General features: G+C 33.1%; 23 protein-coding genes, 1 other RNA gene and 1 riboswitch. Of the genes, 14 read left to right on the forward strand and 10 right to left on the reverse strand.

Features of this window, described 5'->3' with window-relative positions:
* Nucleotide 1: 1 nt before the first annotated feature.
* The 3 genes from EB819_RS09530 to ribA are packed head-to-tail and all read left to right on the forward strand — an operon-like array spanning nucleotide 2 to nucleotide 1,693.
* Nucleotides 2-613, forward strand: coding sequence for a DUF4254 domain-containing protein (locus EB819_RS09530; RefSeq protein WP_069800623.1), 612 nt, complete (start codon nucleotides 2-4; stop codon nucleotides 611-613).
* A gap of 2 nt (nucleotides 614-615) precedes the next feature.
* Nucleotides 616-1,068: a hypothetical protein gene (locus tag EB819_RS09535; protein ID WP_069800621.1), complete on the forward strand. Its 453-nt coding sequence runs from the start codon at nucleotides 616-618 to the stop codon at nucleotides 1,066-1,068.
* A gap of 25 nt (nucleotides 1,069-1,093) precedes the next feature.
* Nucleotides 1,094-1,693, forward strand: a complete 600-nt coding sequence (ribA, locus tag EB819_RS09540) for a GTP cyclohydrolase II (RefSeq protein ID WP_069800620.1) — start codon at nucleotides 1,094-1,096, stop codon at nucleotides 1,691-1,693.
* Nucleotides 1,694-1,742: 49 nt separating this feature from the next.
* Here ribA and deoD read toward each other — a convergent pair whose 3' ends face one another.
* Nucleotides 1,743-2,450: a purine-nucleoside phosphorylase gene (deoD, locus tag EB819_RS09545; protein ID WP_069800618.1), complete on the reverse strand. Its 708-nt coding sequence runs from the start codon at nucleotides 2,448-2,450 to the stop codon at nucleotides 1,743-1,745.
* A gap of 153 nt (nucleotides 2,451-2,603) precedes the next feature.
* Nucleotides 2,604-3,119, reverse strand: a complete 516-nt coding sequence (locus EB819_RS09550; protein ID WP_074650845.1) for a hypothetical protein — start codon at nucleotides 3,117-3,119, stop codon at nucleotides 2,604-2,606.
* A 194-nt stretch (nucleotides 3,120-3,313) separates the two neighbouring features.
* On the opposite strand from EB819_RS09550, the gene EB819_RS09555 reads away from it, so the two are divergent.
* From EB819_RS09555 to EB819_RS09570, 4 genes are all read left to right on the forward strand, one after another.
* The gene (locus EB819_RS09555; RefSeq protein ID WP_069800615.1) at nucleotides 3,314-4,084 is read left to right on the forward strand and encodes a CE1 family esterase; all 771 of its coding nucleotides are present in this window, start codon (nucleotides 3,314-3,316) and stop codon (nucleotides 4,082-4,084) included.
* 127 nt (nucleotides 4,085-4,211) lie between these two features.
* A complete protein-coding gene (locus EB819_RS09560; protein ID WP_069800613.1) occupies nucleotides 4,212-5,897 on the forward strand; it encodes a glycoside hydrolase family 3 protein in 1,686 nt (561 codons plus the stop codon).
* 191 nt (nucleotides 5,898-6,088) lie between these two features.
* Nucleotides 6,089-7,228, forward strand: coding sequence for an N-acetyl-alpha-D-glucosaminyl L-malate synthase BshA (gene bshA, locus EB819_RS09565; RefSeq protein ID WP_069800611.1), 1,140 nt, complete (start codon nucleotides 6,089-6,091; stop codon nucleotides 7,226-7,228).
* Nucleotides 7,229-7,294: 66 nt separating this feature from the next.
* The gene (locus EB819_RS09570; RefSeq protein ID WP_069800609.1) at nucleotides 7,295-8,554 is read left to right on the forward strand and encodes a DUF2851 family protein; all 1,260 of its coding nucleotides are present in this window, start codon (nucleotides 7,295-7,297) and stop codon (nucleotides 8,552-8,554) included.
* A gap of 46 nt (nucleotides 8,555-8,600) precedes the next feature.
* Here EB819_RS09570 and EB819_RS09575 read toward each other — a convergent pair whose 3' ends face one another.
* A complete protein-coding gene (locus EB819_RS09575) occupies nucleotides 8,601-11,213 on the reverse strand; it encodes an MGH1-like glycoside hydrolase domain-containing protein (RefSeq protein ID WP_069800806.1) in 2,613 nt (870 codons plus the stop codon).
* 149 nt (nucleotides 11,214-11,362) lie between these two features.
* A riboswitch (SAM riboswitch) is annotated at nucleotides 11,363-11,473 on the forward strand.
* Nucleotides 11,474-11,533: 60 nt separating this feature from the next.
* On the opposite strand from EB819_RS09575, the gene EB819_RS09580 reads away from it, so the two are divergent.
* From EB819_RS09580 to metF, 3 genes are all read left to right on the forward strand, one after another.
* Nucleotides 11,534-12,544 (forward strand): homocysteine S-methyltransferase family protein, encoded by a 1,011-nt coding sequence (locus tag EB819_RS09580; RefSeq protein WP_069800607.1) that lies wholly within the window; start codon nucleotides 11,534-11,536, stop codon nucleotides 12,542-12,544.
* Nucleotides 12,545-12,615: 71 nt separating this feature from the next.
* Complete coding sequence (gene metH, locus EB819_RS09585) at nucleotides 12,616-15,270, forward strand: methionine synthase (RefSeq protein WP_069800605.1); 2,655 nt, start codon at nucleotides 12,616-12,618, stop codon at nucleotides 15,268-15,270.
* Nucleotides 15,271-15,627: 357 nt separating this feature from the next.
* The gene (metF, locus tag EB819_RS09590; protein ID WP_069800602.1) at nucleotides 15,628-16,590 is read left to right on the forward strand and encodes a methylenetetrahydrofolate reductase [NAD(P)H]; all 963 of its coding nucleotides are present in this window, start codon (nucleotides 15,628-15,630) and stop codon (nucleotides 16,588-16,590) included.
* Here the strand turns inward: metF and EB819_RS09595 are convergent.
* From EB819_RS09595 to ssrA, 3 genes are all read right to left on the reverse strand, one after another.
* Complete coding sequence (locus tag EB819_RS09595; RefSeq protein ID WP_069800600.1) at nucleotides 16,587-17,741, reverse strand: hypothetical protein; 1,155 nt, start codon at nucleotides 17,739-17,741, stop codon at nucleotides 16,587-16,589. The two genes, metF and EB819_RS09595, sit on opposite strands and share 4 nt — an antisense overlap.
* Before the next feature lie 58 nt (nucleotides 17,742-17,799).
* On the reverse strand, nucleotides 17,800-19,170 hold the full coding sequence (locus EB819_RS09600; RefSeq protein ID WP_083250204.1) for an alpha-amylase family glycosyl hydrolase: 1,371 nt from the start codon (nucleotides 19,168-19,170) through the stop codon (nucleotides 17,800-17,802).
* 67 nt (nucleotides 19,171-19,237) lie between these two features.
* Nucleotides 19,238-19,637: a transfer-messenger RNA gene (ssrA, locus tag EB819_RS09605) on the reverse strand.
* Between the two features lie 291 nt (nucleotides 19,638-19,928).
* On the opposite strand from ssrA, the gene EB819_RS09610 reads away from it, so the two are divergent.
* Complete coding sequence (locus EB819_RS09610; protein ID WP_069800598.1) at nucleotides 19,929-20,657, forward strand: hypothetical protein; 729 nt, start codon at nucleotides 19,929-19,931, stop codon at nucleotides 20,655-20,657.
* Between the two features lie 73 nt (nucleotides 20,658-20,730).
* The gene (locus EB819_RS09615) at nucleotides 20,731-21,462 is read left to right on the forward strand and encodes an SIMPL domain-containing protein (RefSeq protein ID WP_069800596.1); all 732 of its coding nucleotides are present in this window, start codon (nucleotides 20,731-20,733) and stop codon (nucleotides 21,460-21,462) included.
* 61 nt (nucleotides 21,463-21,523) lie between these two features.
* On the opposite strand, the gene EB819_RS09620 is transcribed toward EB819_RS09615, so the two are convergent.
* From EB819_RS09620 to EB819_RS09635, 4 genes are all read right to left on the reverse strand, one after another.
* The gene (locus EB819_RS09620; protein ID WP_069800594.1) at nucleotides 21,524-22,030 is read right to left on the reverse strand and encodes a GNAT family N-acetyltransferase; all 507 of its coding nucleotides are present in this window, start codon (nucleotides 22,028-22,030) and stop codon (nucleotides 21,524-21,526) included.
* 52 nt (nucleotides 22,031-22,082) lie between these two features.
* Nucleotides 22,083-22,319 carry a PspC family transcriptional regulator gene (locus tag EB819_RS09625; protein WP_069800592.1) on the reverse strand — a complete coding sequence of 79 codons (237 nt, stop codon included), beginning with the start codon at nucleotides 22,317-22,319 and terminating at the stop codon, nucleotides 22,083-22,085.
* Nucleotides 22,319-22,645 (reverse strand): nucleotide pyrophosphohydrolase, encoded by a 327-nt coding sequence (locus EB819_RS09630; protein WP_069800590.1) that lies wholly within the window; start codon nucleotides 22,643-22,645, stop codon nucleotides 22,319-22,321. The genes EB819_RS09625 and EB819_RS09630 overlap by 1 nt, the downstream gene beginning before the upstream one ends.
* A 74-nt stretch (nucleotides 22,646-22,719) precedes the next feature.
* Nucleotides 22,720-24,120, reverse strand: coding sequence for a hypothetical protein (locus EB819_RS09635; protein WP_069800588.1), 1,401 nt, complete (start codon nucleotides 24,118-24,120; stop codon nucleotides 22,720-22,722).
* Nucleotides 24,121-24,329: 209 nt separating this feature from the next.
* On the opposite strand from EB819_RS09635, the gene EB819_RS09640 reads away from it, so the two are divergent.
* On the forward strand, nucleotides 24,330-24,581 hold the full coding sequence (locus EB819_RS09640) for a type B 50S ribosomal protein L31 (protein WP_069800586.1): 252 nt from the start codon (nucleotides 24,330-24,332) through the stop codon (nucleotides 24,579-24,581).
* A gap of 197 nt (nucleotides 24,582-24,778) precedes the next feature.
* Nucleotides 24,779-25,939 (forward strand): GlmU family protein, encoded by a 1,161-nt coding sequence (locus EB819_RS09645; protein WP_069800802.1) that lies wholly within the window; start codon nucleotides 24,779-24,781, stop codon nucleotides 25,937-25,939.
* Nucleotides 25,940-26,002 lie beyond the last annotated feature (63 nt).

Below are 26,002 nucleotides of genomic sequence, written 5' to 3' on the forward strand. Positions count from 1 at the left end.
CATGTCTTTTACCGAACACGCATGGAATATCTTCAACAAATCTGTTGAAGATTATCATTTACATGATAATGTAGACTTCCCAATCAATAATCCATTCGAAAATGGCAGTTTGGAACACCTTTTGTATACTAAGAATTGGATAGATACCGTACAATGGCATTTAGAAGATATCATTAGAGACGAAAATATTGATCCGGTAGAAGCACTACAATTGAAAAGAACAATTGATGCTTCTAACCAGAAAAGAACTGATTTGGTGGAATACATTGACAGTTATTTTTTCCAAAAATATCAAAATATCACGCCTAAATCAGACGCTAAAATCAATACAGAAACGGTAGCTTGGGCAATTGATAGATTTTCGATTCTTGTTTTGAAAGTTTATCACATGAACCAAGAAGCTACTAGAGAATCTGCCACAGAAGAACATAGAGCAAAATGTACAGAAAAACTCAATGTACTTCTAGAACAGAAAAAAGATTTAAGCCAAGCGATTGATCAATTACTTTTAGATATAGAAAACGGTGATGTTAAGATGAAGGTATACAAACAAATGAAAATGTATAATGACGAAAGTCTTAACCCTATCCTTTATCAAAAATCTAATTCATAAAAATGAGAAATACAATAAATTTACTTTTCGCCTTGCTTCTATTGACTTCGTGCTCGGTAGAAAAAGTAAATTTATCTCCTTTGTCTAATAGCTTTTCGAGTTATTCTACCCAAACTAGTTTTTCTGAACAGACATATAAATCTATGGAAAGAGTAAGTTATCTCTCAGAAATAACCAATACACTTACAGAATTTCCAGTTTTTAAAAATCAAAAACTCAATGCAGAAATTTATAAAATGAAACTGCATATTTCTGATTACATTTATTCTATCAAACAGAATAACAAGACGGAACAAACTAAGGCTTATAAAAATTACACCAATTCTTATAAAACGATTCAGACGCTGAAAACGAGTCTTCCAAAAGACGATTTAGAATTACTGAATAGATATTTGGCTAAAATCAAAACAAACATTAGTCTTATAGATTCTTTCGATAGTACAGAATCTAAGTAAATCTTATCTTTACATAAAAAATTAGATGATAACATTACAGGCAGAATCATTAGTTCCTACCGATTTTGGAAACTTTAGAGTAATGGCTTTTTCGGATAGTGAAAAAGACTGGATGCCTCATATCGCTTTGGTTGCAGAAAACACAGATTTTTCTAAACCTATTAATGTTCGTTTTCACTCAGAATGTATTACTGGAGAAGTTTTCCATTCTAAAAAATGTGAATGCGGACAGCAGTTAGATGCAGCCATGAAATTTATTCAAGAAAACGGAGGTATCATCGTTTATCTTCGTCAAGAAGGTAGAAATATTGGTATTATCAATAAGCTTAAAGCTTACGCATTACAAGAAAAAGGATTAGATACCGTTCAAGCGAATCTTCAATTAGGTCTTCCTGCAGATGATAGAGATTTTAATGTAGCGATTGAAATTTTAAAATTATTAGACGTAAAAGAAATCAATCTTTTAACGAATAATCCTGATAAAATAAAATTTGTAGAAAACAGTGAAATTCATCTCAACAAAAGAATTCCACTTCAGATGGAAGCCAATGAAAACAGCAAAGAATATCTGAAAACTAAAAAAGAATATTTCGGGCATCTTCTAGATGACGAAACAGAAAAATAAAAAACGCTTCGAGAATTTCGAAGCGTTTTTTAGTATCTATTTGAACTTTTTAAAGTTTAATTCCACTTTCTAGAGCTAGAGTCATCATGGTTCTAAGAGCAGTTTCTCTTTGATCTGCAGAAATTTCTTCACCTGTTGGAATAATATCTGAAACCGTCAAAATCGATGCTGCATTTTTCCCTAAATGTTTTGCATTAGCAAAAAGTGCGAAAGCTTCCATTTCTACTGCTGGACAATTATATTTCTCTGCAATGGCAGGAATTTCTGGTGTTTTTCTATAAAAAACATCACTGGTGTGAATATTAGCTGCTTTAGTTTCAAGAGCTAATTCTTTAGCCGTTTCATTAATTACATCAAAGGCTTTTCCTTGGTGATACATGATTTCTTCATCCATTTCCCAAGCAAATTTAGCATAAGTAGATTCACTTGCTGCTCCATCTACATTGATCAGGTCAAAAACATTAAGATCTGTAGTATAACCACCACAAGTCCCAATTCTGATAATGGTATCTACATCATATTCTGTAAATAATTCGTAAGAATAAATCCCAATACTTGGCACTCCCATTCCACTTGCACCAACAGAAATTTCTTTTCCTTTATACAAACCTGTAAAATAAAATATATTTCTGGTCTTGCTTACCAATTTTACATCTTCTAGAAAATTATCTGCGATGTATTTAGCTCTTAAAGGATCTCCTGGCTGTAATACCGTTTTTGCAATTTCGCCTTTTTTGGCACTGATGTGAACACTCATAATTTTAATTTTAAAAGGACAACAAAGGTAAGAACTTTTTATGGGAAAAAAATCTGATTTTTATTAACCAACAAAAAATCCCAGCAATTCATTTTGCTAGGATTTCTTTTTTGTAAAAAATTAATATATGGATGGTTTTGAATGATTTAGTGATTATTTTGGTTCTTTTAAGTTAAAATATTTCACTACTGCATTATAATCCTCGTAATTTACTTGTGAGGCATTTCTATTCGCTCTAGAAGCTGGAACCAGTACAATTCTAAACGTTTGATTGTTGAGATAAGTAGCTCTTTCTGTACTCGTCATGGTAGATTGGTCAAAATTAGCTTCTGTTCTTACTTGAACCCTTTTTGTATCAAAAATAAAATTGTAATCTAATTCTCTGTTATCGCTCAAGTAAAAAGTTTTAGGCAAAAGTTGCCAAATTGCACTTGCTGAGCTGTTAGAATTTATATTTCTATACACCAAAACTACATCAGAAGAAGGAATGTCAATCGCTTGATCTAAGGCATAATTATTAGTAGAACTAAAAGTTCCCGTTACATCCTTCATCATAGGATACGTATCATTATCTTGAATATCTCTATCTACTACTTCGTTCATTTCGCAGTTCATCATCAATAATCCTGCGAAAATCGCAAGAACCATTAAAGTAAAATATTTTTTCATATCAGTAATTATTTGTTGGTTGATGGTTTTTAGATTCCAAGTTGCGTGCCAAAATAAATTTTTAACTTTATTGTTTAATTTTCATCAAAGAATCAAAGCTTTTAAAATGAAACACCCTTGTTATTTTTTTGATAAACAAGAGCTTGAGTAAGGGTGTTCCATCTGACCAATAAAAAACAAATAATAATAAACATATGAAAAACACAATCTTCGCTTTCTTATTGATTTTCAGCCTAAAACTATTCGCCCAAACTGAAAAATTTTATCAAATTAATGGCGTAGAAAGAAAAGCACTTTTTTTTGAGCCCAAAATAAATTCAGAAAAAATTCCAGTGGTTTTTGTTTTTCACGGTCATGGTGGAAATGCGAAACACGCCAGTAGAAATCTTAATTTTCATCAAAATTTCCCCGAAGCGTTAGTCATTTATATGCAAGGAATTCCCGGAGTTACCAATTCTATTGTAGACAAAGAAGGAAAATATAACGGTTGGCAAATGAATCCAGACGAATTACAAAACCGAGATGTAAAGTTTTTTGATGAAGTTTTTTCTCAAATTTCTAAAAATTACAACCTTGATTTCGATAGAATTTACGCAGTTGGTCATTCTAATGGTTCTAGATTTGTAAATGTTTTATGGAAAATGCGACCAGAAAAATTTGCTGCTTTTGTTACTGTTGCTGGTCCCGGTGGAATTTGGCTAAAATATGCACCACAAAAATCCGTTTGGATCAGTTTTGGAAAAAACGATAAAATTGTACCTTATAAAATTCAAAAATTTTCTTCAAAACAATATTTAAAAGCATTTAAAGCTGACGAAAATTCTGCTCAAACAAATGGCGAAATTACTTATTATAAAACTTCTGAAAACAAAGAAATTATCATAGAAGACCGAAATGCAGGACACGAATTTCCACAAAATTCTATTCCCAAAATGGTAGAATTTTTGAAAAGAAATCACAGATGATTGGTTCAAAAAAAGGCTTAATTCTAAGCTAATTTTTAACTTTTAATGATTTAAAATTTTAGAAATACATTATTTCTATAGCAATCACAAAAATATGTTTGTATTTTTGTTGAATAACATTGCTTTTATGAAATTCATCAAAAATATATTCACTTATTTATTCATATTAATTTTCGCTAATCTTTCGGCTCAATATTTCCCCAAAAATGCTCCAAAAAATTTAGAGCAAAAAGCCAAAAAATATGCTGATTCTCTGTATCAACAATTGTCTTTAGACGAAAAAATAGGTCAATTATACATTGTAGCTTTGTACAATAATCGTGGAGAAGAAGAAATTCAAAAAATTAGAAATCTCGTAGAAAAAGAAAAAATCGGTGGATTGATTCTCATGCAAGACAACGCCGAAAAACACATCCAATTGCTGAATGAATTTCAAGGGAAATCTAAAGTAAAAATGATGATTGGCATTGATGGAGAATGGGGATTGTTCCAAAGATTTCCTGCCGCACATAAATTTCCTTGGGCTATGACTTTGGGCGCCATTCAAGACAATTCTTTGATTTACGAAATGACTTCTAAAATTGCTGAAGATTGTAAAAGAATGGGCATTTATTGGGATTTCGCGCCAGTTGTAGATGTGAATACCAACCCTGCAAACCCTATTATTGGCAACAGAAGTTTTGGGTCAGACATTAATAATGTGATTGCCAAAGGTTTGGCTTATGCACAAGGTTTGCAAGACAATGGCGTTCTCGCTTCTATGAAACATTTCCCTGGTCATGGCGATACAGATACCGATTCTCATTTAGATTTACCGGTAGTTTCACACAATTTAGAAAGATTAAATGCTGTAGAATTAGCTCCTTTCAAAGCTTTGCTTGATAAAAAAATTGGTGGAGTTATGGTTGCACATTTATATGTTCCTGCTCTAGAAAAACAATCGGGAATTCCCGCTTCGGTTTCTTATGAAGTCATTACCAATTTGCTCAAAAAATCTTATCAATACAATGGTTTAATTATTACTGATGCTTTGAATATGAATGCTGTAGCGAAAAAATTCCCTGCAGGTGAATTAGATTTGAGAGCTTTCAAAGCGGGAAATGACATTATGCTTTTTTCACAAGACGTTCCGAACGGAAAAGCATTGATAAAATCTGCTTTAGAAAAAGGTGAAATCTCCGAAAAACGCCTCGCTGAAAGTGTAAAGAAAATTTTGAGAACCAAATATTTATTAGGACTTCAAAATTTAAAATCCATAAATTCTGAAAATATTAATGAAGATTTAAACAACGCTTCTCACGCAGAACTTTCAGAAAAATTATATTCCAACGCAATAACTTTATTGAAAGACGAAAAAAATCTTTTGCCTTTAAGTTGTAGCAAAACCTATTATTATCTTCCTTTGGAAGAAGCGCCGTTTCAGACTTTTGTAGAAAATTTAAATTTAGGAACTACCGCAAAAGTGATTTCAAAAAATGAAATTGCTCAAATTCCAGAAAATTCTACGGTGATTGTTGGTTTTCACAAAGACAATTCTACGGCTTACAAATCGTATAAAATTTCACAGGAAAGCAAAGATATTTTAGCTGAATTAAGCAAAAAACAAAATATAATTTTAGATGTTTTTGGTTCGCCTTATGCATTGAAAGATGTTGATATTTCTAAAATTTCTACGGTTTTGGTAAGTTATGAAAACAATGATTTATCGATGAAAGCATCTGCAAAAGCACTTTTAGGAAAAACAAAAATTTCTGGAAAGTTACCAGTGATTGTCAATGAAAATTTGAAAGCAGGAAGCGGAATTGAGAAATAAAAAAAATTTAACCACAAAAGCATCAAAAGAAATGATTGAAAACAAGTATTACAAAAGTAAAAAAAGAAAAACCGATCCTTTTTTTACTTTTGATTAACTCAAAAATTTATATAGCTTTTGTTCCTTTTGTGGTTAAAAAAATATAATAAATTTAAAACATAAACGGAAAACTTCGTTTCACAAAAAATAAAATGAAAATAGGAATCCTTTGTTATCCAACATATGGTGGTAGCGGAATCGTAGCCACAGAACTCGGAATGTCTCTTGCCAAAAAAGGTTATGAAGTGCACTTTATTTCATCTGAATTACCTGCAAGATTAGACATGACAGACCCAAACATTTTCTTTCACAAAGTAAATGTACAAACCTATCCTTTGTTTAAACATCAACCGTTTGACATTGCGCTTTCTTCCACGATTTATCAAGTGGTGAAATTATATAAATTAGATATTTTACATGCGCATTACGCCATTCCTTATGCTTATGCTGCTTTTTTCGCCAAGCAAATGCTTAAAGAAGAAAACGCTGATATTCCGTTAGTTACCACACTTCACGGAACGGATATTACTTTGGTTGGTCAACACCCAAGTTACAAACATGCGGTAGAATTTTCCATCAACCAATCAGATAAAATCACTACGGTTTCTGAAAGTTTGAAAAGTGATACTTTGAAATTTTTTAAAATCACCAAAGAGATTGAAGTCATCACCAATTTCATCGACAATACAGAATTTGAAGATTTAAAAACTTGCCAAAGAAATCATTTTGCCAATGAAGATGAAAAAATTCTAATTCACGTTTCCAATCTTCGTCCAGTAAAGAGAATTAAAGATGTTTTAGACATTTTCAACAAAGTTGAGAAATCGGTAAAATCTAAATTATTGATTTTGGGAGACGGTCCAGATGTAGAAGTAATCAATGAATTTATCAATGAAAATCCGCACCTCATCAATAAAATTAAACTGCTCGGAAAAGTAGATAATTTATACCAAATTTTGAAGTTTGCAGATGTATTCTTATTGCCTTCTGAACAAGAAAGTTTCGGTTTGGCAGCATTAGAAGCAATGGCAGCAGAAACGCCAGTAATTTCGAGTAATGCAGGTGGAATACCAGAGGTAAACATCCAAGGAGAAACCGGATTTTTAGCAGAAGTAGGAAATGTAGAAGCCATGGCAAGTTATGCGATAAAATTGCTTTCAGACGATAAACTTCTCGCAGAAATTAAGACAAAAGCCAAAGCAAGAGCATTAGAATTTGACTTGGTCAATATTCTTCCGATTTATGAAAAAATGTATGAAGAAACACTAGCAGAATTTCATAAAATGGCTTAACAATCATTCTCGCAGATTCTACAAAAAGTAAATCTGCGGGAAATAAAACTAAAAAACTAAACCACCATGAACGAAAATTTACTCCAATATCTTTGGAAATATAAGATATTTTCCAAATTAGACTTCAAAGATACCGACGGAAACCCAATCGAAATTCTAGATTTTGGAACATTGAACACCAATTCTGGACCAGATTTTTCTTTGGCAAAAATTAAAACGAAAAACATCGTTTTAGCAGGAAACATAGAAATTCATGTGAAATCTTCGGATTGGTATTTTCACAATCACGACCTCCAAAAAGATTATCAATCGGTTATTCTGCATGTTGTTTATTTTAATGACACAGATGTTTCTGAACTCAAAGAAGCCGGAATTCCTACTTTAGAACTGAAAGCGTATATTAATGAGGAAATTCTTGCCAAATATCAAACTTTAGAAAACCAATATCAGTTCATTCCGTGTGAAAGCATCTTTGATGCTTCTAAAGTTCCATTTCTTTTTTCAGAAGAGACTTTACTCAAAAAACTAGACGAAAAATCTATAGAAATTGAGCAACTTTTAAATCAATCAAAGAACAATTACGAAGCCGTTTTATTTCAAAAACTAGCCTACAGTTTTGGATTAAAAGTAAATGCAGAAATTTATCAAAATATTGCAGAAAACATTGATTTTAAAATCATTCAAAAGATTTCACAAAATCAATTTCAGCTAGAAAGTTTACTTTTCGGAAAAGGAAATCTATTAGAAAAAGAAACCGAAACAAATCAAAAATGGAATAGAGAATTTGAATTTCTGAAAACTAAATTTAAAATTTCAGGACAAACTTTTCCAGTAAAATTTATGCGGTTAATGCCACCTTCTTTTCCTACGATTCGGCTTTCTCAGTTGACGATGCTGTATCATCTTCAGCCCAATTTATTTTCTAAAATTTTAAAAGCTAAAAATATTCAGGAATTAAAATCACTTTTCGAAAAAGTAAAAACTTCAGAATTTTGGGAAAACCATTACACGTTCGAAAAAACTTCCGAAGAAAAAATAGAGAAAAAATTGTCTGACGATTTTATAGAAATTCTTCTCATCAATGCAGTTTTACCTATTATTTATACGTATTTTAAAAATATAAATCCCGAAAAAACTGACCAAGTTATAGACTTTTACAAAAATTTGAACCCTGAAAAAAATTCCATCATCTCTTCATGGAAAAAACTGAACGTAAAATTTAGTTCAGCATTAGAAACCCAAGCGTTTTTGTATCATCATAAACATTTATGCTCATACAAAAACTGCTTGAATTGTAGTATTGGTTTGAAAATTTTAAAAGATTAATTTTTGACTTTTTTACTTCAATCTTATAGGAATAAAATCAAAAAATCTAATTTTTCAATCTCGGCTGTAATAATTTGGCAACGGTAGAAGTCCAACCAGTTTGGTGAGAAGCGCCTACTCCACGACCATTATCTCCATGAAAATATTCATAGAACATCACGTAATTTTTGAAATGTTCGTCATGGTTTAATTTATCAATGTTTCCATTAAAAGCACGATTTCCGTCTTTGTCTGGCAAGAAAATATTGCACAATCTTTGACTCAAATGATCTGCTACATAATTTAGATTTTGGAAATTTCCGCTTCCCGTAGGAAGCTCTACTTTCAAACTTTCGTCGTAATAAAAATAAAATCGCTGAAGGCTTTCTACAATTAAAAAATTAATCGGGAACCAAATCGGACCTCTCCAATTACTGTTTCCACCAAACATTCGACTATCACTTTCGGCAGGCGTATAATGCACAACGTGATTGATGCCATTAATTTCTAATTGAAACGGATTTTTTTCATATACTTTTGACATCGAACGAATTCCAAATTCACTTAAAAATTCTTTTTCGTCTAGCATTCTATTCAGAATTTTGGTCAATCTCGTCTTTCTCAAAATACTCATGAGATGTTTTCTGCCTTTTCCTTCTACATCCCAATGCGAAACCAATTTGGCAAGTTCAGGTTTATTTTTTAGAATCCAGTCCATTCTTTCGGTAAAATTAGGTAGTTTTTGAAGCATTTCGTGTTCTATTACTTCTACCGCAAACATCGGAATGAGACCTACAATACTTCTTAATTTTAGAGAAATTCCAGTTCCGTCGCTAAGTTGCAATACGTCATAGAAAAATCCGTCTTCTTCGTTCCAAAGTCCATTTTTTCCTTCGCCAAGATTTCCCATAGCTTCTGCAATGTAGAGATAATGCTCGAAAAATTTAATCGCCATATCTTCATAAACTGGATTATACAATGCCAATTCCATAGAAATTCTCATCATATTCAGGGCAAACATCGCCATCCAAGAAGTTCCATCAGCTTGTTCTAGATATTCCCCATTTTTGAACTGCATATTTCGGTCAAAAGCACCAATATTATCCAATCCAAGAAATCCTCCACCGAAAACATTCTTCCCATTTTTATCTTTTCGGTTTACCCACCACGTAAAATTGAGCAATAATTTCTGAAAAACACTTTCTAAGAAATGAGTATCTGGTTTTCCATTGATTTTTTCATCGATTTTAAAAACTCTAAAGGTACTCCATGCGTGAACTGGCGGATTAACATCTGAAAAATCCCATTCATACGCAGGAAGCTGACCGTTAGGATGCATGTACCATTCTTTGGTCAATAATTGCAATTGATTTTTGGCAAAATTGGGGTCTAAAATACTAAAACTCACACAGTGAAAGGCTAAATCCCATGTTGCAAACCACGGATATTCCCATTTATCTGGCATAGAAATAATGTCTTTGCAATTCATGTGTTTCCATTCTACATTTCTTACATGATGTTCCAAATTCCTTTCCACTGGGAAATTTGGGTCGCCATTTAACCATTTTCCAACTTTATAATGATAAAATTGTTTATTCCAAAGCAATCCTGCAAAAGCTTGTCGCTGAACATTTTTTTCATCTTCGCAGTTAAAATCTTTTTGAATTTCGTCATAAAATTCATCCGATTCTTTTTTTCTTACTTCAAAAACTTCATCAAAATCAAAAAAAGCATTCTCCATTTTATGAGGAGACATTCTGAAATCAAAAGTTTTGGTTTCGCCACCTTCTAATTCTGTATCTATTACAAAAGCAGCTTTAGTTCCAAATTTTTTAGGATTCACCGTGTTTTTATGATGAACGATATGATGGTTAATTCCATCTTTAAAGTATTTATTTTCAGATTTTTTTCCGAATAATTTTTCGGTATTGGTTTCATTTTCGCAGAAAAGAATTTTCACGGATTTATCACGAGAATAAAGCTTTTTCATTCCCAAACTCTCATGTTCTATTTCTATTTGACCACGATGGCGCGTTGTAAAATTAGGTTTATAAGAATTATAACCCCAACTCCAATTATTTCTGTACCAAAGTGTGGGCAAAATCACCAAAGGCGCTTTTTCTGAATTTCGGTTGGTGACGGTAACTCTGATTAAAATATCATCATGGTGAATTTTGGCATATTCTATAAAAATATCGAAATATTCATTTTGGTCAAAAATTCCCGTATCTATAATTTCATATTCTGTTTCCTTATTGCTTCGTTCTGCATTTGTCTTGATTAAATCTTCGTAAGGAAAAGCATTTTGCGGATATTTGTACACCATTTTCATGTAAGAATGAGTAGGCGTATTGTCTAAATAATAGAAAATTTCTTTAATGTCTTCGCCATGATTTCCTTGATGGTTGCTCAATCCAAAGAAACGTTCTTTGACCATTTTATCTTTCTTGTTCCAAAAAGAAAAAGCGAAGCACAAACGTTGCTTGTCATCAGAAATTCCCGCGATTCCTTCTTCTGCCCATCGGTAAGTTCTGCTTTCTGCATCATCATGACCAGTTGCTCCCCAAGTATTTCCATCAAAGGAATAATCTTCTCTTACGTTTCCCCACTGTCTATTGCTTACATAAGGTCCCCAAGTTCTGTAATTTATATCTTGTAATCGTTGTTTTTCAGCATTCATAACCATTATTTTTTAATATAACATGATGCGAAGGTAGAAAAAAATAAAAACTATGAAATTTCATTTATATTAATTTTTTCAATGACAATTTCTTATTGTGAAAAAAATGATATAGCTTTGCAAAAGATTTGTTCTTTCATATAATCGAAATGTTATCAAGAAAGGTGGAGAGATTAGACTCTGTGAAACCTTGGCAACCTCTCGCGTTTCTGAAACGAGAAAAGGTGCTACATTCTACTCATTTTTGGGATAGATAACACATAAAAACAGTTGATTCCCTCAACTTTTCTTATAGCATTTCATTTTTTAATCACATTGAAATGCAAAATAGCGACATACTTTATCAAAATTTACAGCAAAGAATCCTTGTTCTAGACGGAGCTATGGGAACTATGCTTCAGCGATATCAGTTTACTGAAGAAGATTATCGTGGCGAAAGATTTAAAAACTGGGAATCTCCATTGAAGGGAAATAATGATTTACTTTCTCTTACTCAGCCTAATGCTATAGAAGAAATACATAAAAAATATTTAGAAGCTGGTGCAGACATCATCGAAACCAATACTTTTTCTGCGACTACCATTGCAATGGCAGATTATCACATGGAAGATTTGGTGTATGAACTGAATTATGAATCTGCAAAAATTGCGAGAAAAGTTTGTGATGAATTCACGGCCTTAACTCCAGAAAAACCAAGATTTGTAGCAGGTTCTATTGGCCCAACTAATAAAACTGCATCTCTTTCCCCGGATGTAAATGACCCTGGTTATAGAGCCATTACTTTTGATGAGTTAAGAATTGCTTACAAACAACAAGCAGAAGCACTTTTAGATGGCGGTTCTGATATTCTTTTGGTAGAAACCATTTTTGATACTTTGAATGCAAAAGCTGCACTTTTTGCCATTGACCAAATTCAGGAAGAAAGAAAAATTCAGATTCCAATTATGGTTTCAGGCACTATTACAGACGCGTCTGGAAGAACGCTTAGCGGACAAACTGCTGAAGCATTTTTGGTTTCTATTTCTCATCTTAATTTATTGAGTGTTGGGTTTAACTGTGCTCTAGGAGCGAAACAACTGACGCCTTATTTAGAAACCATTTCTAATAATTCTGAATTTTACATTTCTGCTTATCCAAATGCTGGTTTACCGAATGCTTTTGGGCAATACGATGAATCTCCAGAATTTATGGCAGAACAAATCCGTGAATATGCAGAAAAAGGATTGGTAAATATCGTTGGTGGTTGTTGCGGAACAACTCCTGACCACATTGCTGCAATCGCAAAAATCGTGAAAAATTATCAACCAAGAAAAGTTGATGTGATGATTTGATGATGAGTTAATGTGATGCTTTTCACAAGCATTATCTTATTTTCAAATTAACTAATTATCTCATTTATAATATGAAATATTTAAAACTTTCGGGTCTAGAACCTTTAATTATAACTCCAGAATCCAATTTTATCAATATTGGAGAAAGAACCAATGTAGCAGGTTCTAAGAAATTTCTCAGATTGATTAAAGAAGAAAAATTTTCTGAAGCTTTAGATATTGCTCGTCATCAAGTGGAAGGTGGCGCACAGATTTTAGACATTTGTTTTGATGATGGACTTTTAGACGGAAAATATTGCATGGTTAAATTCTTAAATTTAATCGCCTCAGAACCTGATATTGCCAGAATTCCAATGATGATAGATTCATCTAAATGGGAAATTTTAGAAGCTGGTTTGCAAGTGGTTCAAGGGAAATGCGTAGTGAATTCCATAAGTTTAAAAGGTGGCGAAGAAGAGTTTATTCGTCAAGCCAAAGCCATCAAAAGATATGGTGCTGCGGTAGTTGTAATGGCTTTTGATGAAAATGGACAAGCCGATAATTACGAACGCAGAATAGAAATTTGTAAAAGAAGTTATAAACTGTTGACGGACACAGTCCGTTTTCCTGCAGAAGACATCATTTTCGACTTAAATATTTTCCCAGTTGCAACTGGAATGGAAGAACATCGCAGAAATGCTTTAGATTTCATTAATGCTACAAAATGGGTTCGTGAAAACTTACCTTACGTTTCGGTTTCTGGTGGTGTTTCTAACGTTTCGTTTTCGTTTAGGGGAAATGATACGGTAAGAGAAGCGATGCACTCGGTTTTTCTCTATCACGCCATCAAAGCGGGAATGAATATGGGAATTGTAAACCCTGCAATGTTAGAAATTTACGACGAAATTCCTAAAGATTTGTTGGAGCTGGTAGAAGATGTAATGCTCGACAGAAGAGATGATGCTACCGAAAGATTATTGGATTATTCTGAAAAACATAAATCTGTAAAAAAAGAAAAAGTAGAAGATTTAGCATGGAGAAATCAGCCTTTGCAAGACAGAATTACGCATTCTTTGGTAAAAGGAATCGACCGTTTTATTGAGGAAGATGTAGAAGAAGCCCGAAAAATTTCGGCAAAACCTTTGGATGTAATCGAAGGTAATCTAATGACGGGAATGTCTGTAGTGGGAGATTTATTCGGAAGCGGAAAAATGTTTCTTCCTCAAGTTGTAAAATCTGCGAGAGTGATGAAAAAAGCAGTGGCTTATCTTCAACCGTTTATTGAGGCTGAGAAAGATTCTGCTCAAAAAGCCAATGGTAAAGTATTAATGGCAACCGTAAAAGGCGATGTTCACGACATTGGTAAAAATATTGTGAGTGTGGTTTTGGGCTGTAACAATTACGAAATTGTAGATTTAGGAGTGATGGTTCCTGCCGAAAAAATTATTCAGGCTGCTATTGATAATCAAGTGGATGTCATTGGTTTAAGTGGACTGATTACGCCAAGTTTAGACGAAATGGTACATATTGCCAATGAACTGGAGCGTCAAAACCTCAATTTTCCATTGATGATTGGTGGTGCTACAACTTCTAAAGCGCATACTGCTGTAAAAATCGATCCGAAATATAAAAATGCTGTGGTTCATGTAAATGACGCTTCCAGAGCAGTTGGCGTAGTAAGTTCTTTATTGAGCAATAGAAATGCAGAATTTGTTTCGGAATTGAAAACCGATTATGCAGATTTCCGTGAGAAATTTTTAAACAGACAGGTTGACAAAGAATACATTTCGATAGAAGAAGCTAGAAATCAAAAATTCAAAATCGATTGGGAAAATGAGACCATCTCTGAACCTAAAAATTTAGGTATTCAATTGATTGAAAATCAAAACTTAGAAGAATTAATATCTTTTATTGATTGGAGTCCGTTTTTCAGAAGTTGGGATTTGTTTGGAAAGTATCCTCAGATTTTAGAAGACGAAATTGTAGGAGAACACGCAAAAGAACTTTTTGCAGATGCTCAAAAAATGTTGAAGAAAATCGTGGAGGAAAAATTATTAACCGCAAAAGCAATTTTCGGAATTTTCCCTGCCAATTCTAATGAAAAAGACGATATTGAATTGAAAAATGGTGAGGAAACATTCACATTCAGAACGCTTCGTCAACAACATAAAAAATCTGATGGCAAAGAATATTTGGCTTTGAGTGATTTTATCGCTCCAAAAACATCAGGGAAACAAGACTACATCGGTGCTTTTGCGGTGACTACTGGTTTTGGAACCGATGAATTGGCACAAAAATATGAAGCAGAGCATGATGATTACAATGCCATTATGGTAAAAGCATTGGCAGACCGATTGGCAGAAGCTTTTGCAGAATTTTTACACAAAAAAGTAAGAACTGAAATTTGGGGTTATTCTAGTGATGAACATCTAGAAAATGAAGATTTAATTTCTGAAAAATATGTAGGAATTCGTCCTGCTCCTGGTTATCCTGCTTGTCCAGACCATTTAGAAAAAACCATGATTTGGGAAGTATTGAAAGTGAAGGAAAACATTGGATTAGAATTGACAGAAAGTTTAGCAATGTTCCCTACAGCTTCTGTTTCTGGATATTATTTTGCCAATCCTAAAGCAAAATATTTCGGAGTAGGAAAAATTACAGAAGACCAACTGAAAGATTACGCCGAAAGAAAAAATGTGGAATTGGAGTTTGCTAAAAAATGGTTATCTCCTAATTTGGTGGATTAGTTTCTCACAGATTTGACTACGCCGAAACTTCGTTTTCGCAGATTTTCACAGATAAAAAATGTTCCGTAGGAACATAATATGTGTAAAAAAATATAGACAGTAAAGAGGCGCTCCGTAGGAGCGCTATGTTAAAAAAATAAAGATTGTTATGTGCGCATATTTGCGTGAGCGATTACAGTGAAAATCCTTTTTTTGCTAGGAAAAAGCTTTGGCAAAAAAAGATTGCAACGGAAAGCGCAGTCTTTTTAAAAAATTGCAGGGAATGCGCTTCGGATTTTTAAAAAGACACGCCCAAAATAGAAAAAATTAAAATATTTAAAAAATAGGAACAGCTTGCTTCGTTCCTCGGAAAGACAAATGAAAGTAACAGAACACATACAAAACGCCAACGGAAAAACACTTTTTTCTTTTGAGATTTTACCACCATTAAAAGGTCAAAATATACAGTCAATATTTGATGCGATTGATCCATTGATGGAATTTAATCCTGCATTTATAGATGTTACGTACCATCGTGAAGAATATGAATATGTAGAACGTGAAGATGGACTTCTGGAAAAACGAGTGGTAAAAAAAAGACCGGGAACTGTGGGAATTTGTGCTGCCATTCAGAATAAATATGGTGTAGATGCAGTTCCGCATATTTTGTGCGGTGGATTTTCTAAGGAAGACACCGAAAATTTCTTAATTGACATCGATTTTTTGGGAATTCATAATGTAGTGGCTTTAAGAGGAGATGCGGTGAAAACGGAAACCTATTTTAAACCCGAGAAAAACGGACATGCTTTTGCCAAAGATTTGGTAGAACAAATCGTGAAAATGAATCACGGAACTTACCTAGACGAAAGTTTAGAAAATTCTGCTTGTACAGATTTTAACATCGGTGTTGCAGGTTATCCTGAAAAACACATGGAAGCAGCAAGTCTGGAACAGGACATTTACCACCTCAAGAAAAAAGTAGAAGCAGGTGCAGATTATATCGTGACGCAAATGTTTTTCGACAATCAAAAATATTACGATTTTATAGAAAAATGCAGAACTTCTGGTATTAATGTTCCTATTATTCCTGGATTAAAACCAATTACTACCAAGTCTCAACTGAGTATGATTCCGCATCGTTTTAAGGTAGATTTGCCTAACGATTTGGTGATTGCAATTGCTAAAGCAAAAGACAACAAAGAAGTAAAAGAAATTGGCATCAACTGGTGTATTCAGCAGAGCAAAGATTTAATGAAAAACGGCGCCCCTGTTCTGCATTATTATTCCATGGGAAAAAGCGAAGTGGTAAAAAGAATTGCTTCTGAAGTGTTTAAAGACTAAAGCATTTTATGTCTTTCAAACGGAAGATTTCGGTCAAAAATATAACGATAAGTCGCGAGTTTTCTCGTGACTTTCGTTTCTAAATTTTCGGCAATTTTAATCATCCTTGGATTAAAATCTCCAATCCATTGCATTTCGTAATCGGTATAATTTCTGGTTTTTCTGAAATGTTTTGTGCCTTCCCAAATCATAAATCCATCGATGCCTTTTCTTTGCCATTCTGGAACAATCCCGAAAACTAAGCCAACCATTTTCTTATTTTTTATAAAAAATTTAGCCATTAAAAACTTCAATTTTTCAATCCAACCGAATTTTCCATTCAGGTATTTAAACCATTGATTCAAATCTGGAATGTTAATCCACATCGCAATGGGTTTTTCGTTTTCGTAAATGAACCAAGAGATATGTTCGTCTAGAATAGGTTCCATGGTTTGAAACATTTTCAGCACTTTTTTAGCTTCTATTTGCTTTCCTTCACCATGATTTGCCCAAGCTTTGTTGTAAATTTCTGCAAAATCATGCGCAAATTTTTCCAATTGATTTTTTTTCCAATGAACTGCTTTCAAATTTGGATTTTTAGCATTCATTCTATGTCCATTCATAAAAACTTGTGAAACCTCATCGTAGACTTTTCTTCCGTAACACAATTGATTAAAATAAATCTGAAAACCATAATTTTCAAACAATTTCTGATAATACGGCGCATGAAAATTCATCCCGTACAACGGTTCATGAAAACCTTCAATGAGCAAACCCCAAAACTTGTCTCGCTCCCCGAAATTTATCGGCCCGTCCATTGCTTCCATTCCGCGTTCCTGCAACCAATTTTTACAAAAATCAAAGATGAAATTTGCCGTTTCTTGGTCATCGATACAATCAAAAAAACCAATTCCACCAGTTTTTAACTTTTGTTCATATTTTGGATTGACAAAAACCGCAACTTTCCCTACTGTTTGATTTTCTGCATTTTTAAAAAGAAATCTTTCGCACGTTCCATTTCTGAAAAATTTATTTTTGTTGGGATTAAAAATTTCTTCAATATCTTTATCTAAAGGGCGAATGTAATTTTTCTCGTTTCTAAACAAACGAGCTGGAAATTCTAAAAATTCTTTTTGCGTTTCTGGCGAATTAACAAGAATAGATTTCAGCATACATTTAAAATCCGATTGAATGAATCGGATTTTAAATGTAGTAATTATTTTTTATTTGTTAATCTTTCACCAAAACTTTGTAATCCCAAGGTTTCAAAGAAACAGTGTAGCTTTCTTTTACTTGAATTTTTTCTTTACTAAAAAGTTCTGTATAATTTCCTTGGAAATATTTAGAATCTAACGTCACTAATAATTCTTCATTAGAGAAATTAAAAATTGGCAAAACAGCGTCATTATTCTTTTCACGATGGAAAGAGATTACTTTGTCCATTTTATTATTGGTAATTCTTACCATTTCGCCACCGTATTTTCCGTTCCAGAGCGCTTGATTTTTGTGTTTCAAGTGAAATAAAGTACTAAATAACGCTGCATGAGGATGGTCTTTCCATTCGATTGGGTCTTTGTCAAAAAATTTCAAACTTCTGTCAAGTCCAGCTTCTTGTCCGCTATACATAAGAGGCATTCCGTTTACCACACCACAAAAAACGATAGAAGTTTCTAATCCTTTCCCGAAATTTCTTTGCGGCGTTCCGTTCCATGAATTCATATCGTGATTGTCAGTAAAAACCATTCTGTAAGCATTTCTAGGAACCGAACCTACATCGTGAGCTAAATATTCTACCAATCCGCCAATTCCTTTATTTTGTGTAGTGGCATCTTTTAATTTTTCAAAAAGCGTCCATGAATAAGTCATGTCAAAAGATTTTTTGTACAAATCTCTACTTTCCCACTCCGCCAACATGAAAACAGGTTTTATTTGGTCTAACTCTTTTCTGGCATTTTCCCAAAAATCTACAGGAATAAAACCTGCTACATCTGCTCTATAACCATCAATATTAGCCTCTTTAACCCAAAATTTAAGAGATTCTGTCATGTATTGTCTAAATTCTGGATTTTCATAATCAAAATCAATCACATCATCCCAATCATACCAAGGTGTTGGTTGAAAATTTCCGTCTCTATTCTTAGTGTACCAATCTGGATGAGTAGTTGCCAAAGAATTATCCCAAGCAGAATGATTACCCACCCAATCGATGATGACGTACATTCCCATTTCATGGATTTTTTTGACCAGATTTTTAAAATCTTGCATATTTCCAAATTCTGGATTCACCCCACGAAAATCTTTTACAGAATAATAACTTCCTAAACCTCCTTTTTTGTTTTTTTCGCCAATGGGATGAATCGGCATGAGCCAAATAATATCTACACCCATACTTTTCAGTCTAGGCAAATGTTTTTCAAAGGCTTTGAAAGTTCCTTCTGGAGTATATTGACGAAGATTTACTTCATAAATCGTAGCATTTTTGCTCCATTCAGGATGGGTAATTTCTACATATTCTTTAGGAAAATATTTTTGGTCAATTTTTTGAGAAAAAAAGCTTTGAGAAAAAACAACAAGGAAAAAAACTAGAATTTTTGTTTTCATTTTCAGTAATTTCCTCAAAGTTAAGAAATAAAAAAACGCTACAAATGATTTTGTAGCGTTTTAATTTTTGTGGAGTTGGAGGGATTCGAACCCTCGTCCAAACAAGCAATACGCAAGCTTTCTACATGCTTATTTTGCTATTGGTTTTCGTCGTAAAGCAGACAGCAAACAGCCAACTTTACGCTTATCTTCTAAAATTTTCGTTCCCGAACCGAAGTTTTTCGGGACTTATTTCCGCATTTTCTATGCCTCGGAATCGAACGTCGCAGAACAGAACTTTCGGGAGACATCTTGTTTCCTTACTATACTTCGGGAAAAACGCCAATCCTACTAAGCTTCGGATTAAGCAGCAAGAGCAAACTCTTCGTTGCCAGTTAAATTCTGTAGCAAGGGATTAAAGAGATCGCGCTACGGTTCTCTGCATGCTTACTTACCCATTGGTCTTGCTGTCGAAACCAGTCAACCCCAATTTTTAAGTATGCAAATATAAGCAAAAAATGTACCTAAATTTTAATTCTGCATTTCTTTTATTGTGGCGCCAAATTTCCGCCTTCCGTTCCCGCTTTTTTTGAGCGGCGGCAAAGCCGCCGCACAAAAAAGAGCTCCACTAAAGTCGGGGCGCAATTCCGTCATCATTAGAACTTTTTAACCAAATTTTGAAAATTTCTCTCTTAAAAACTCATAAAAAAGTTAATCTCGGTTAAAGTTGTTTCAGCAATCAAATTTCAAAATAATTTTGAGGCTGCTAATCATAACCCATGAAGAAAACTCTACTCCTATTTTTATTCCTTATCTCCCATTCTTTTTATACTCAAGAATACATTTTCGGCAAAATTACCTCAGAACAAAACATAGAATTATCGGGTGTTTTAATTCTCAACACCAGAACCGACGAAAAAACCTATTCAGACAGCGATGGCAATTTTATGATTTCTGCAAAAAACAATGATGCACTGCGATTCGTAAAACAAAAATTTGATAGAATTACCTATTCTGTAAAACCAGAAGATTTTAAAAATTCTATAAAAATCACATTGATAAAATCCGTAGTAGAAATAGAAGAGGTAGAAATTAAAACCAAACTCACAGGCAATTTAAGAGAAGATGCAAGAAGAGTAGAATCTGTGAGAAAAGTAAAACTCAATAAAGAAATTGCTAAATATATTGCTGAAAAATCTGACCCAGAAATTATAAAACCAAGAGGTGGCGAATTTGTACAACCAGTTGGACAAGGTTTTTCTGTAGGAAAAGTTTCTAATCAAGCAGACCAAATAGATCTAGCCGAAGAATTTCTAGAAATTCTTGGCGAAGATTATTTTACAGATTTAGGACTTAAAAAAAGTGAAATTTCGAGCTTTATTTTTCATGTAATGAGTGGATTAGATTTAAAAAACGCTTATAAATATGGTTATCTAAAAGGAAACGATATTGCTCAGTTCAGAAAACAAGCAGAAATAAAAATCAATGATTTTAGAAAATTAAAGTAGTATGGAATTGAATTTGATGTATAATTTTTCGTAAATTTAAAGTTATCAAATCACCACCTAAAATCACAATTTTATGAACAAAAACATTATCGCCATTGCTGTTGCTTCATTAGGCTTCATCATTGGGCTTGGCTTATTAGGAAGCGCCATCAAAAACCGAAACAAATCAGAAAACACCATCTCTGTTACCGGTCTCGGAACCAAAAAATTCACTTCGGACCTCATCACTTGGAGCGGAAACTTCTCCAGAAATAGTTTTGAACTGAAACAAGCGTATGATGCACTTTCAAACGACCGAAAAATCATCGAAAACTATTTGATTTCTAAAGGAATTCCTAAAAACGAAATCGTTTTTTCGGCGGTAGATATTCAGAAGCAATATAATTATGTTTCAGACGCTAATGGAAGCAGTCATCAAACTTTTGCAGGTTACCAGTTAACTCAATCGGTTTCATTAGAAAGTAAAGATGTGGCAAAAATTGAAAACTTATCTAGAAATATCACCGAAATTATCAATCTTGGAATAGAATTTACTTCTTCCAGACCGAATTATTTTTACACCAAACTGGCAGAAGTAAAACAAGAAATGATTGCAAATGCGACTAAAGATGCTAAAGAACGTGCCGAAAAAATTGCAGAAAATGCAGGCTCTGATTTAGGAAATCTTAAAAAAGCAACAATGGGTGTTATTCAAATTACCGCGCCAAATTCAAACGAAGATTTTTCTTACGGCGGAACTTATAATACTCAATCAAAAGAAAAAGAAGCGAGCATTACCATTAAATTAGAATATGAAGTGAATTAGGTAAAGATTGAGGCAAAGGTTGAGAAAAGTGGTGTCAAAATCTTTGATTTTTAAAAGGGTGTTAATAAACCGTACTATAAATTTCTTGAACTAAAGTTTCTAAATTTTCAGGCTCGAAATTAGCCATTAAAAATAAATTAACAGCATATTTACCTTCGCCATAACTTGGTTGAAGGTAATTTTTTTCTATGACGCTAAAACCATTTCTTTCGTAAAAGCGCAACCTTCTTTCAGCAATTTCTGAAAGTGAATCGGGCTCAGTTTCTAAAATCAATTTTTCAAATTTTTCTTGTAAACTTTCTAGAATTTTTTCTCCAAATTTTTGATTTCGGAATTCTTCAAAAACTTCAAAATGTTCTAAAAAATAAAATTCTTGAAGCTCCCAAATTACACAATATCCTATATTTTCATCTTCGTGATTAATGGAATAAACAAAGGCGTCTGGATTTTCGGCCAAATCTAGAAATTGGTCTTTACTACGTCTTTCTTCTTCGGGAAAAGTCTTTTCGTAGCGGTAGAAAATTTTAGAAATTTTCTTGCGGTTTTGTAATTCTTCGAACCAAACCATTTTTATTTACAATTTACGATTTTTGATTTTTGATTTTAATGAAAACCATTATTTATAGGTCAAAAACATTAGGTCTTCTGGTGACGAAAATATCTTTTACCCAAAGTGTAAATGCCATCATGAGATAAACCAAGAAGAAAAAACCAGCAGTCGCAAAAGTGGAATAAATGAAAAACACACGCAATTTAGAAACAGGAATTCCTAATCTGCTCCCAAATCTGGTGAGCGTTCCGAACCATTCGTGTTCTACTTTGTGTCTTAAATCCGTAATAAATTTTGGCTCTCTCATTATTTCAGTTTTTCATTATTTTGATGACGGTCAAAATCTCTTTCAGTTTTTACTTTCATCTTTTTATCAAAAGCGGCTTGTAAATCTACACCAGTTTGATTAGCAAGACACAAAGTTACAAACAAAACGTCTGCTAATTCCTCGCCTAAATCTTTAGATTTATCAGATTCTTTTTCGCTTTGTTCACCATATCTTCTGGCAATAATTCTGGCTACTTCTCCTACTTCTTCGGTTAACATTGCCATATTCGTCAATTCATTAAAATAACGAACACCAATGGTTTTTATCCAATCATCAACTTGATTTTGTAGAATTTTTATTTCCATAATTTCTTTGTTACGAGGTACGTGTTGCGTGTTGCGAGATAATCTCGTATCTCGAAACCCACAACTCGAAACTTTTATTGATACGCTCCAATAGTTGGATTGCTAGTTCTGTTCACTTTTACAATATCTAGAGGAACCAAAGCTGCTGTAGAAACTTTTCCTTTGGTTTTTGCGGGAGAAGTTGCTTTCACTCTCAAATTCATTTTTTGGGTGAAATAATTCTCAAATTTTGGATCTTCATTTTTGATAGAATTCACAATTTTAGCATTTCCTTCCCAAGTAAAACCTGCATTTGCTGCGTCAAATTTCACCAAACAATTCTCGATGAAATAATTAAATGTTTGTCCAGAAGTTGGCTTGAACTGTATCGCATTATTTCTTTCGGTGTAAACAATAGAATTTTGAAGATTCAATGTTAAAGCACCTTGTTCTGTAGAAGTTCCGTTGTTATATTCGTTAGTTGCATAGATTCCAAAACTCGGCAAAGTGCTGTTTAAGTTCCAATAATTGGCAAAAGTAGCATGTAAAAATGTATAATTTCCGCCTTTAAAAATTCCTAAATTCGCTTGACCACAATTGTTGACCACCAAATTTTCTGCATTTACAATTGCATTAATTCCTAAAATTCCAAAATCTTGAAAAGTGTGAACAATCGTATTTTTAAGTGTAGCAGAAGCGTGATTGAGTTCTAAACCAGTGGTTCCACCAAAAATTTTAGCATATTTTAAATTGGCAATTGCACCTTGTTCAAGCTGAATTCCGCCCCAGTTAAGAGGAAGCGTGTCATATCTCGCATCATTTCTATCTCCGCGGAAAATTACTTCTTTGCCTAAATCTCCATTGGCAATCAATTGAGAATTTTTCCCGATTTTCAAATTGGCATTTTTATGAAAATACACTTTTGTTCCTTCAGAAATAGTCAGTGATTTTCCATCAGCTAATTTCAAATCGCCATAAATAATTTTAGCTTTCGTATTGTTCCAAGAAGTATTGTCTGTTAAAATTTTAGGATTGTTTTCGGTAGAAATATAAAATTCCACATCTTGAACTACTGAAAGCAAAGTAACATGTTGATTTGCAACTGGCGATTCTATCTGAATTCTTTCTTCGGCAATCGCTTCTGGAGCATTGGCAATAGGAGCAATTTCTACAAAAATATAAAGGCTGTCTTTTTTACGAAGGGGAACATTGGTAAATTCCGTTCCTGCTTTTCCGTCTACATTAATTCTGTAAAGTGAAGAATTTCCTGATTCCAGATAAATTTTCGGAATAGAAATATCTTTATTTTCGTCGTTATAAATTTTTACAGCATAAGTTTCGCTTCTCACCTGATTATAAACCGTGTCTAGAACCAAAGTGTCTACCGAAAATCTGAGTTTTTTGCTTGGTGCATCAAATTCTATATCATCTCTATTACAAGAAATAACAAAAAGAGCCAACCAAAACCCGAAAAAAAGAAAATATTTTGTCTTCATGGAAGTTTAAAAATAAGCGTAAAGTTAATGAAAAAAGCTGAACTGTTTCTAAAAACGCAAAAACTGTAAAATTTCTTTCACAAAAACTTAAAACGCTATTTGTCAATTCAAAAAATATTTTTATTTTTGCAGTCTAAAATTAAGAATAATAAAAGCAGTGCCATTACACGCAATTATTATCAACTAAAATTTAAAAAGACAATAAAGATATGAAATCAGGAATTCACCCAGAAAATTATAGATTAGTTGTATTCAAAGACATGAGTAATGACGAAGTGTTTCTTTGCAAATCTACAGCTGAAACTAAAGATACTATTGTTTACGAAGGTACAGAATATCCATTAATCAAAATGGAAATCTCTTCTACTTCTCACCCATTCTACACTGGTAAAGTAAAATTAGTAGATACTGCAGGTAGAGTAGACAAATTCATGAACAAATACAAAAAATTCGCTAAGTAATTTAGCCGATTTTTTCATAATAAATCAGTCCTTCAAAAATTTTGAAGGACTTTTTTTGTATTTTTGAGAATAATTTTTCGTTTGTCATTCTGAATGAAGCAAAGCAAAATGAAGAATCTTTCTATTCAATAGATTCTTCACTACATTTCATTACGCTCAGAATGACAGAAAGTTTTAATAATAAACATTCAATTATAATGCAACTTATATTTTCTGATGCTCAATTTTGGGGAGATTTTCTTCCGCTTACTTATACCAAACCAATCGCAGAACTTAGAACAGGAATTCTTACGTTTTCTGAACGTTGGCAAAAACTGTTAGATTCTTCTGAAGTTTCTTACATCACCGAAGATTATCTTCAAAAAAAATATAAATCTTACGAAAAGAAAGAAAGTTTACTGATTACTCCAAATTTTCTTCCTTCGGAAAGTGTTTTGGCTCAAATTAAAAATTTGCAACTGGGAGAAGCTTTGATATATGAAAACGAAGTTTTGGCGGCTAGATTAAACATGGAAAATTTTTCGCTTTCGCAGATTGAGAAAATGACAGACATCACCGAAGAACTGATTTTCTTTAAAAAAGCTACGGATTTATTTTCACTGAATGATAAAGCGATTGATTTTGATTTTGAACTAGTGACCAAAGGAAGAACTTCTGCTCCACTTTCTGAAACCAATGGATTTTTGGGCAATAAAGAAGATTTATTTATAGAAGAAGGTGCCGAAATAGAATTTGCAACGCTTAATTGCAAAACCGGGAAAATCTACATCGGCAAAAACGCAGAAATTATGGAAGGTTCTGTAGTAAGAGGCAGTTTAGCACTTTGCGAAGGTTCTAAAATTAATATGGGTTCTAAAATTTATGGCGCTACTACAATTGGCCCACATTCTAAAGTTGGCGGAGAAGTCAATAATATTGTCATCACTGGTTTTACCAATAAAGGTCACGAAGGTTTTGTAGGAAATTCTGTGATTGGAGAATGGTGCAACTTGGGAGCCGACACCAATTCTTCTAACCTCAAAAACAATTATGCAGAAGTAAAACTCTGGAGTTATCCATCTAAAAAATTTGTAAAAACTGGACTTCAATTTTGCGGATTAATTATGGGAGACCATTCTAAAACTGCGATTAACACTCAATTTAACACAGGAACTGTAGTGGGAGTTGGTGCTAATATTTTCAAAAGTGGATTTCCACCCAATTTGATTGAACATTTTTCTTGGGGCGGATTTAAAGGAGATGAAAAATTCAGATTAGAAACCGCTTACGAAGTTGCCGAAAAAGCTATGGCAAGAAGAAAAATAGCTTTAACAGAAGAAGATAAGGAGATTCTGAAATGGGTTTATGAGAATTGTTAGTCTTTTTAAACGCAAAGATTTAAAACATAAAGTTTGTCATTCCGCAGGAATCTAAATTGATTT

The sequence above is a fragment of the Cloacibacterium normanense genome, assembly GCF_003860565.1.
GTDB lineage: Bacteria > Bacteroidota > Bacteroidia > Flavobacteriales > Weeksellaceae > Cloacibacterium > Cloacibacterium normanense.

Coding starts and splice junctions, on each gene's coding strand:
- EB819_RS09575 (WP_069800806.1), bottom strand. CDS start 11,213: ATGAATGCTGAAAAACAACGATTACAAGATATAAATTACAGAACTTGG.
- EB819_RS09625 (WP_069800592.1), bottom strand. CDS start 22,319: ATGAGAGAGCCAAAATTTATTACGGATTTAAGACACAAAGTAGAACAC.
- EB819_RS09570 (WP_069800609.1), top strand. CDS start 7,295: ATGAACGAAAATTTACTCCAATATCTTTGGAAATATAAGATATTTTCC.
- EB819_RS09615 (WP_069800596.1), top strand. CDS start 20,731: ATGAACAAAAACATTATCGCCATTGCTGTTGCTTCATTAGGCTTCATC.
- EB819_RS09620 (WP_069800594.1), bottom strand. CDS start 22,030: ATGGTTTGGTTCGAAGAATTACAAAACCGCAAGAAAATTTCTAAAATT.
- EB819_RS09645 (WP_069800802.1), top strand. CDS start 24,779: ATGCAACTTATATTTTCTGATGCTCAATTTTGGGGAGATTTTCTTCCG.
- EB819_RS09530 (WP_069800623.1), top strand. CDS start 2: ATGTCTTTTACCGAACACGCATGGAATATCTTCAACAAATCTGTTGAA.
- metH (WP_069800605.1), top strand. CDS start 12,616: ATGAAATATTTAAAACTTTCGGGTCTAGAACCTTTAATTATAACTCCA.
- EB819_RS09610 (WP_069800598.1), top strand. CDS start 19,929: ATGAAGAAAACTCTACTCCTATTTTTATTCCTTATCTCCCATTCTTTT.
- EB819_RS09580 (WP_069800607.1), top strand. CDS start 11,534: ATGCAAAATAGCGACATACTTTATCAAAATTTACAGCAAAGAATCCTT.
- EB819_RS09560 (WP_069800613.1), top strand. CDS start 4,212: ATGAAATTCATCAAAAATATATTCACTTATTTATTCATATTAATTTTC.
- EB819_RS09550 (WP_074650845.1), bottom strand. CDS start 3,119: ATGAAAAAATATTTTACTTTAATGGTTCTTGCGATTTTCGCAGGATTA.
- EB819_RS09630 (WP_069800590.1), bottom strand. CDS start 22,645: ATGGAAATAAAAATTCTACAAAATCAAGTTGATGATTGGATAAAAACC.
- EB819_RS09595 (WP_069800600.1), bottom strand. CDS start 17,741: ATGCTGAAATCTATTCTTGTTAATTCGCCAGAAACGCAAAAAGAATTT.
- EB819_RS09640 (WP_069800586.1), top strand. CDS start 24,330: ATGAAATCAGGAATTCACCCAGAAAATTATAGATTAGTTGTATTCAAA.
- EB819_RS09555 (WP_069800615.1), top strand. CDS start 3,314: ATGAAAAACACAATCTTCGCTTTCTTATTGATTTTCAGCCTAAAACTA.
- ribA (WP_069800620.1), top strand. CDS start 1,094: ATGATAACATTACAGGCAGAATCATTAGTTCCTACCGATTTTGGAAAC.
- EB819_RS09635 (WP_069800588.1), bottom strand. CDS start 24,120: ATGAAGACAAAATATTTTCTTTTTTTCGGGTTTTGGTTGGCTCTTTTT.
- EB819_RS09535 (WP_069800621.1), top strand. CDS start 616: ATGAGAAATACAATAAATTTACTTTTCGCCTTGCTTCTATTGACTTCG.
- EB819_RS09600 (WP_083250204.1), bottom strand. CDS start 19,170: ATGAAAACAAAAATTCTAGTTTTTTTCCTTGTTGTTTTTTCTCAAAGC.
- bshA (WP_069800611.1), top strand. CDS start 6,089: ATGAAAATAGGAATCCTTTGTTATCCAACATATGGTGGTAGCGGAATC.
- metF (WP_069800602.1), top strand. CDS start 15,628: ATGAAAGTAACAGAACACATACAAAACGCCAACGGAAAAACACTTTTT.
- deoD (WP_069800618.1), bottom strand. CDS start 2,450: ATGAGTGTTCACATCAGTGCCAAAAAAGGCGAAATTGCAAAAACGGTA.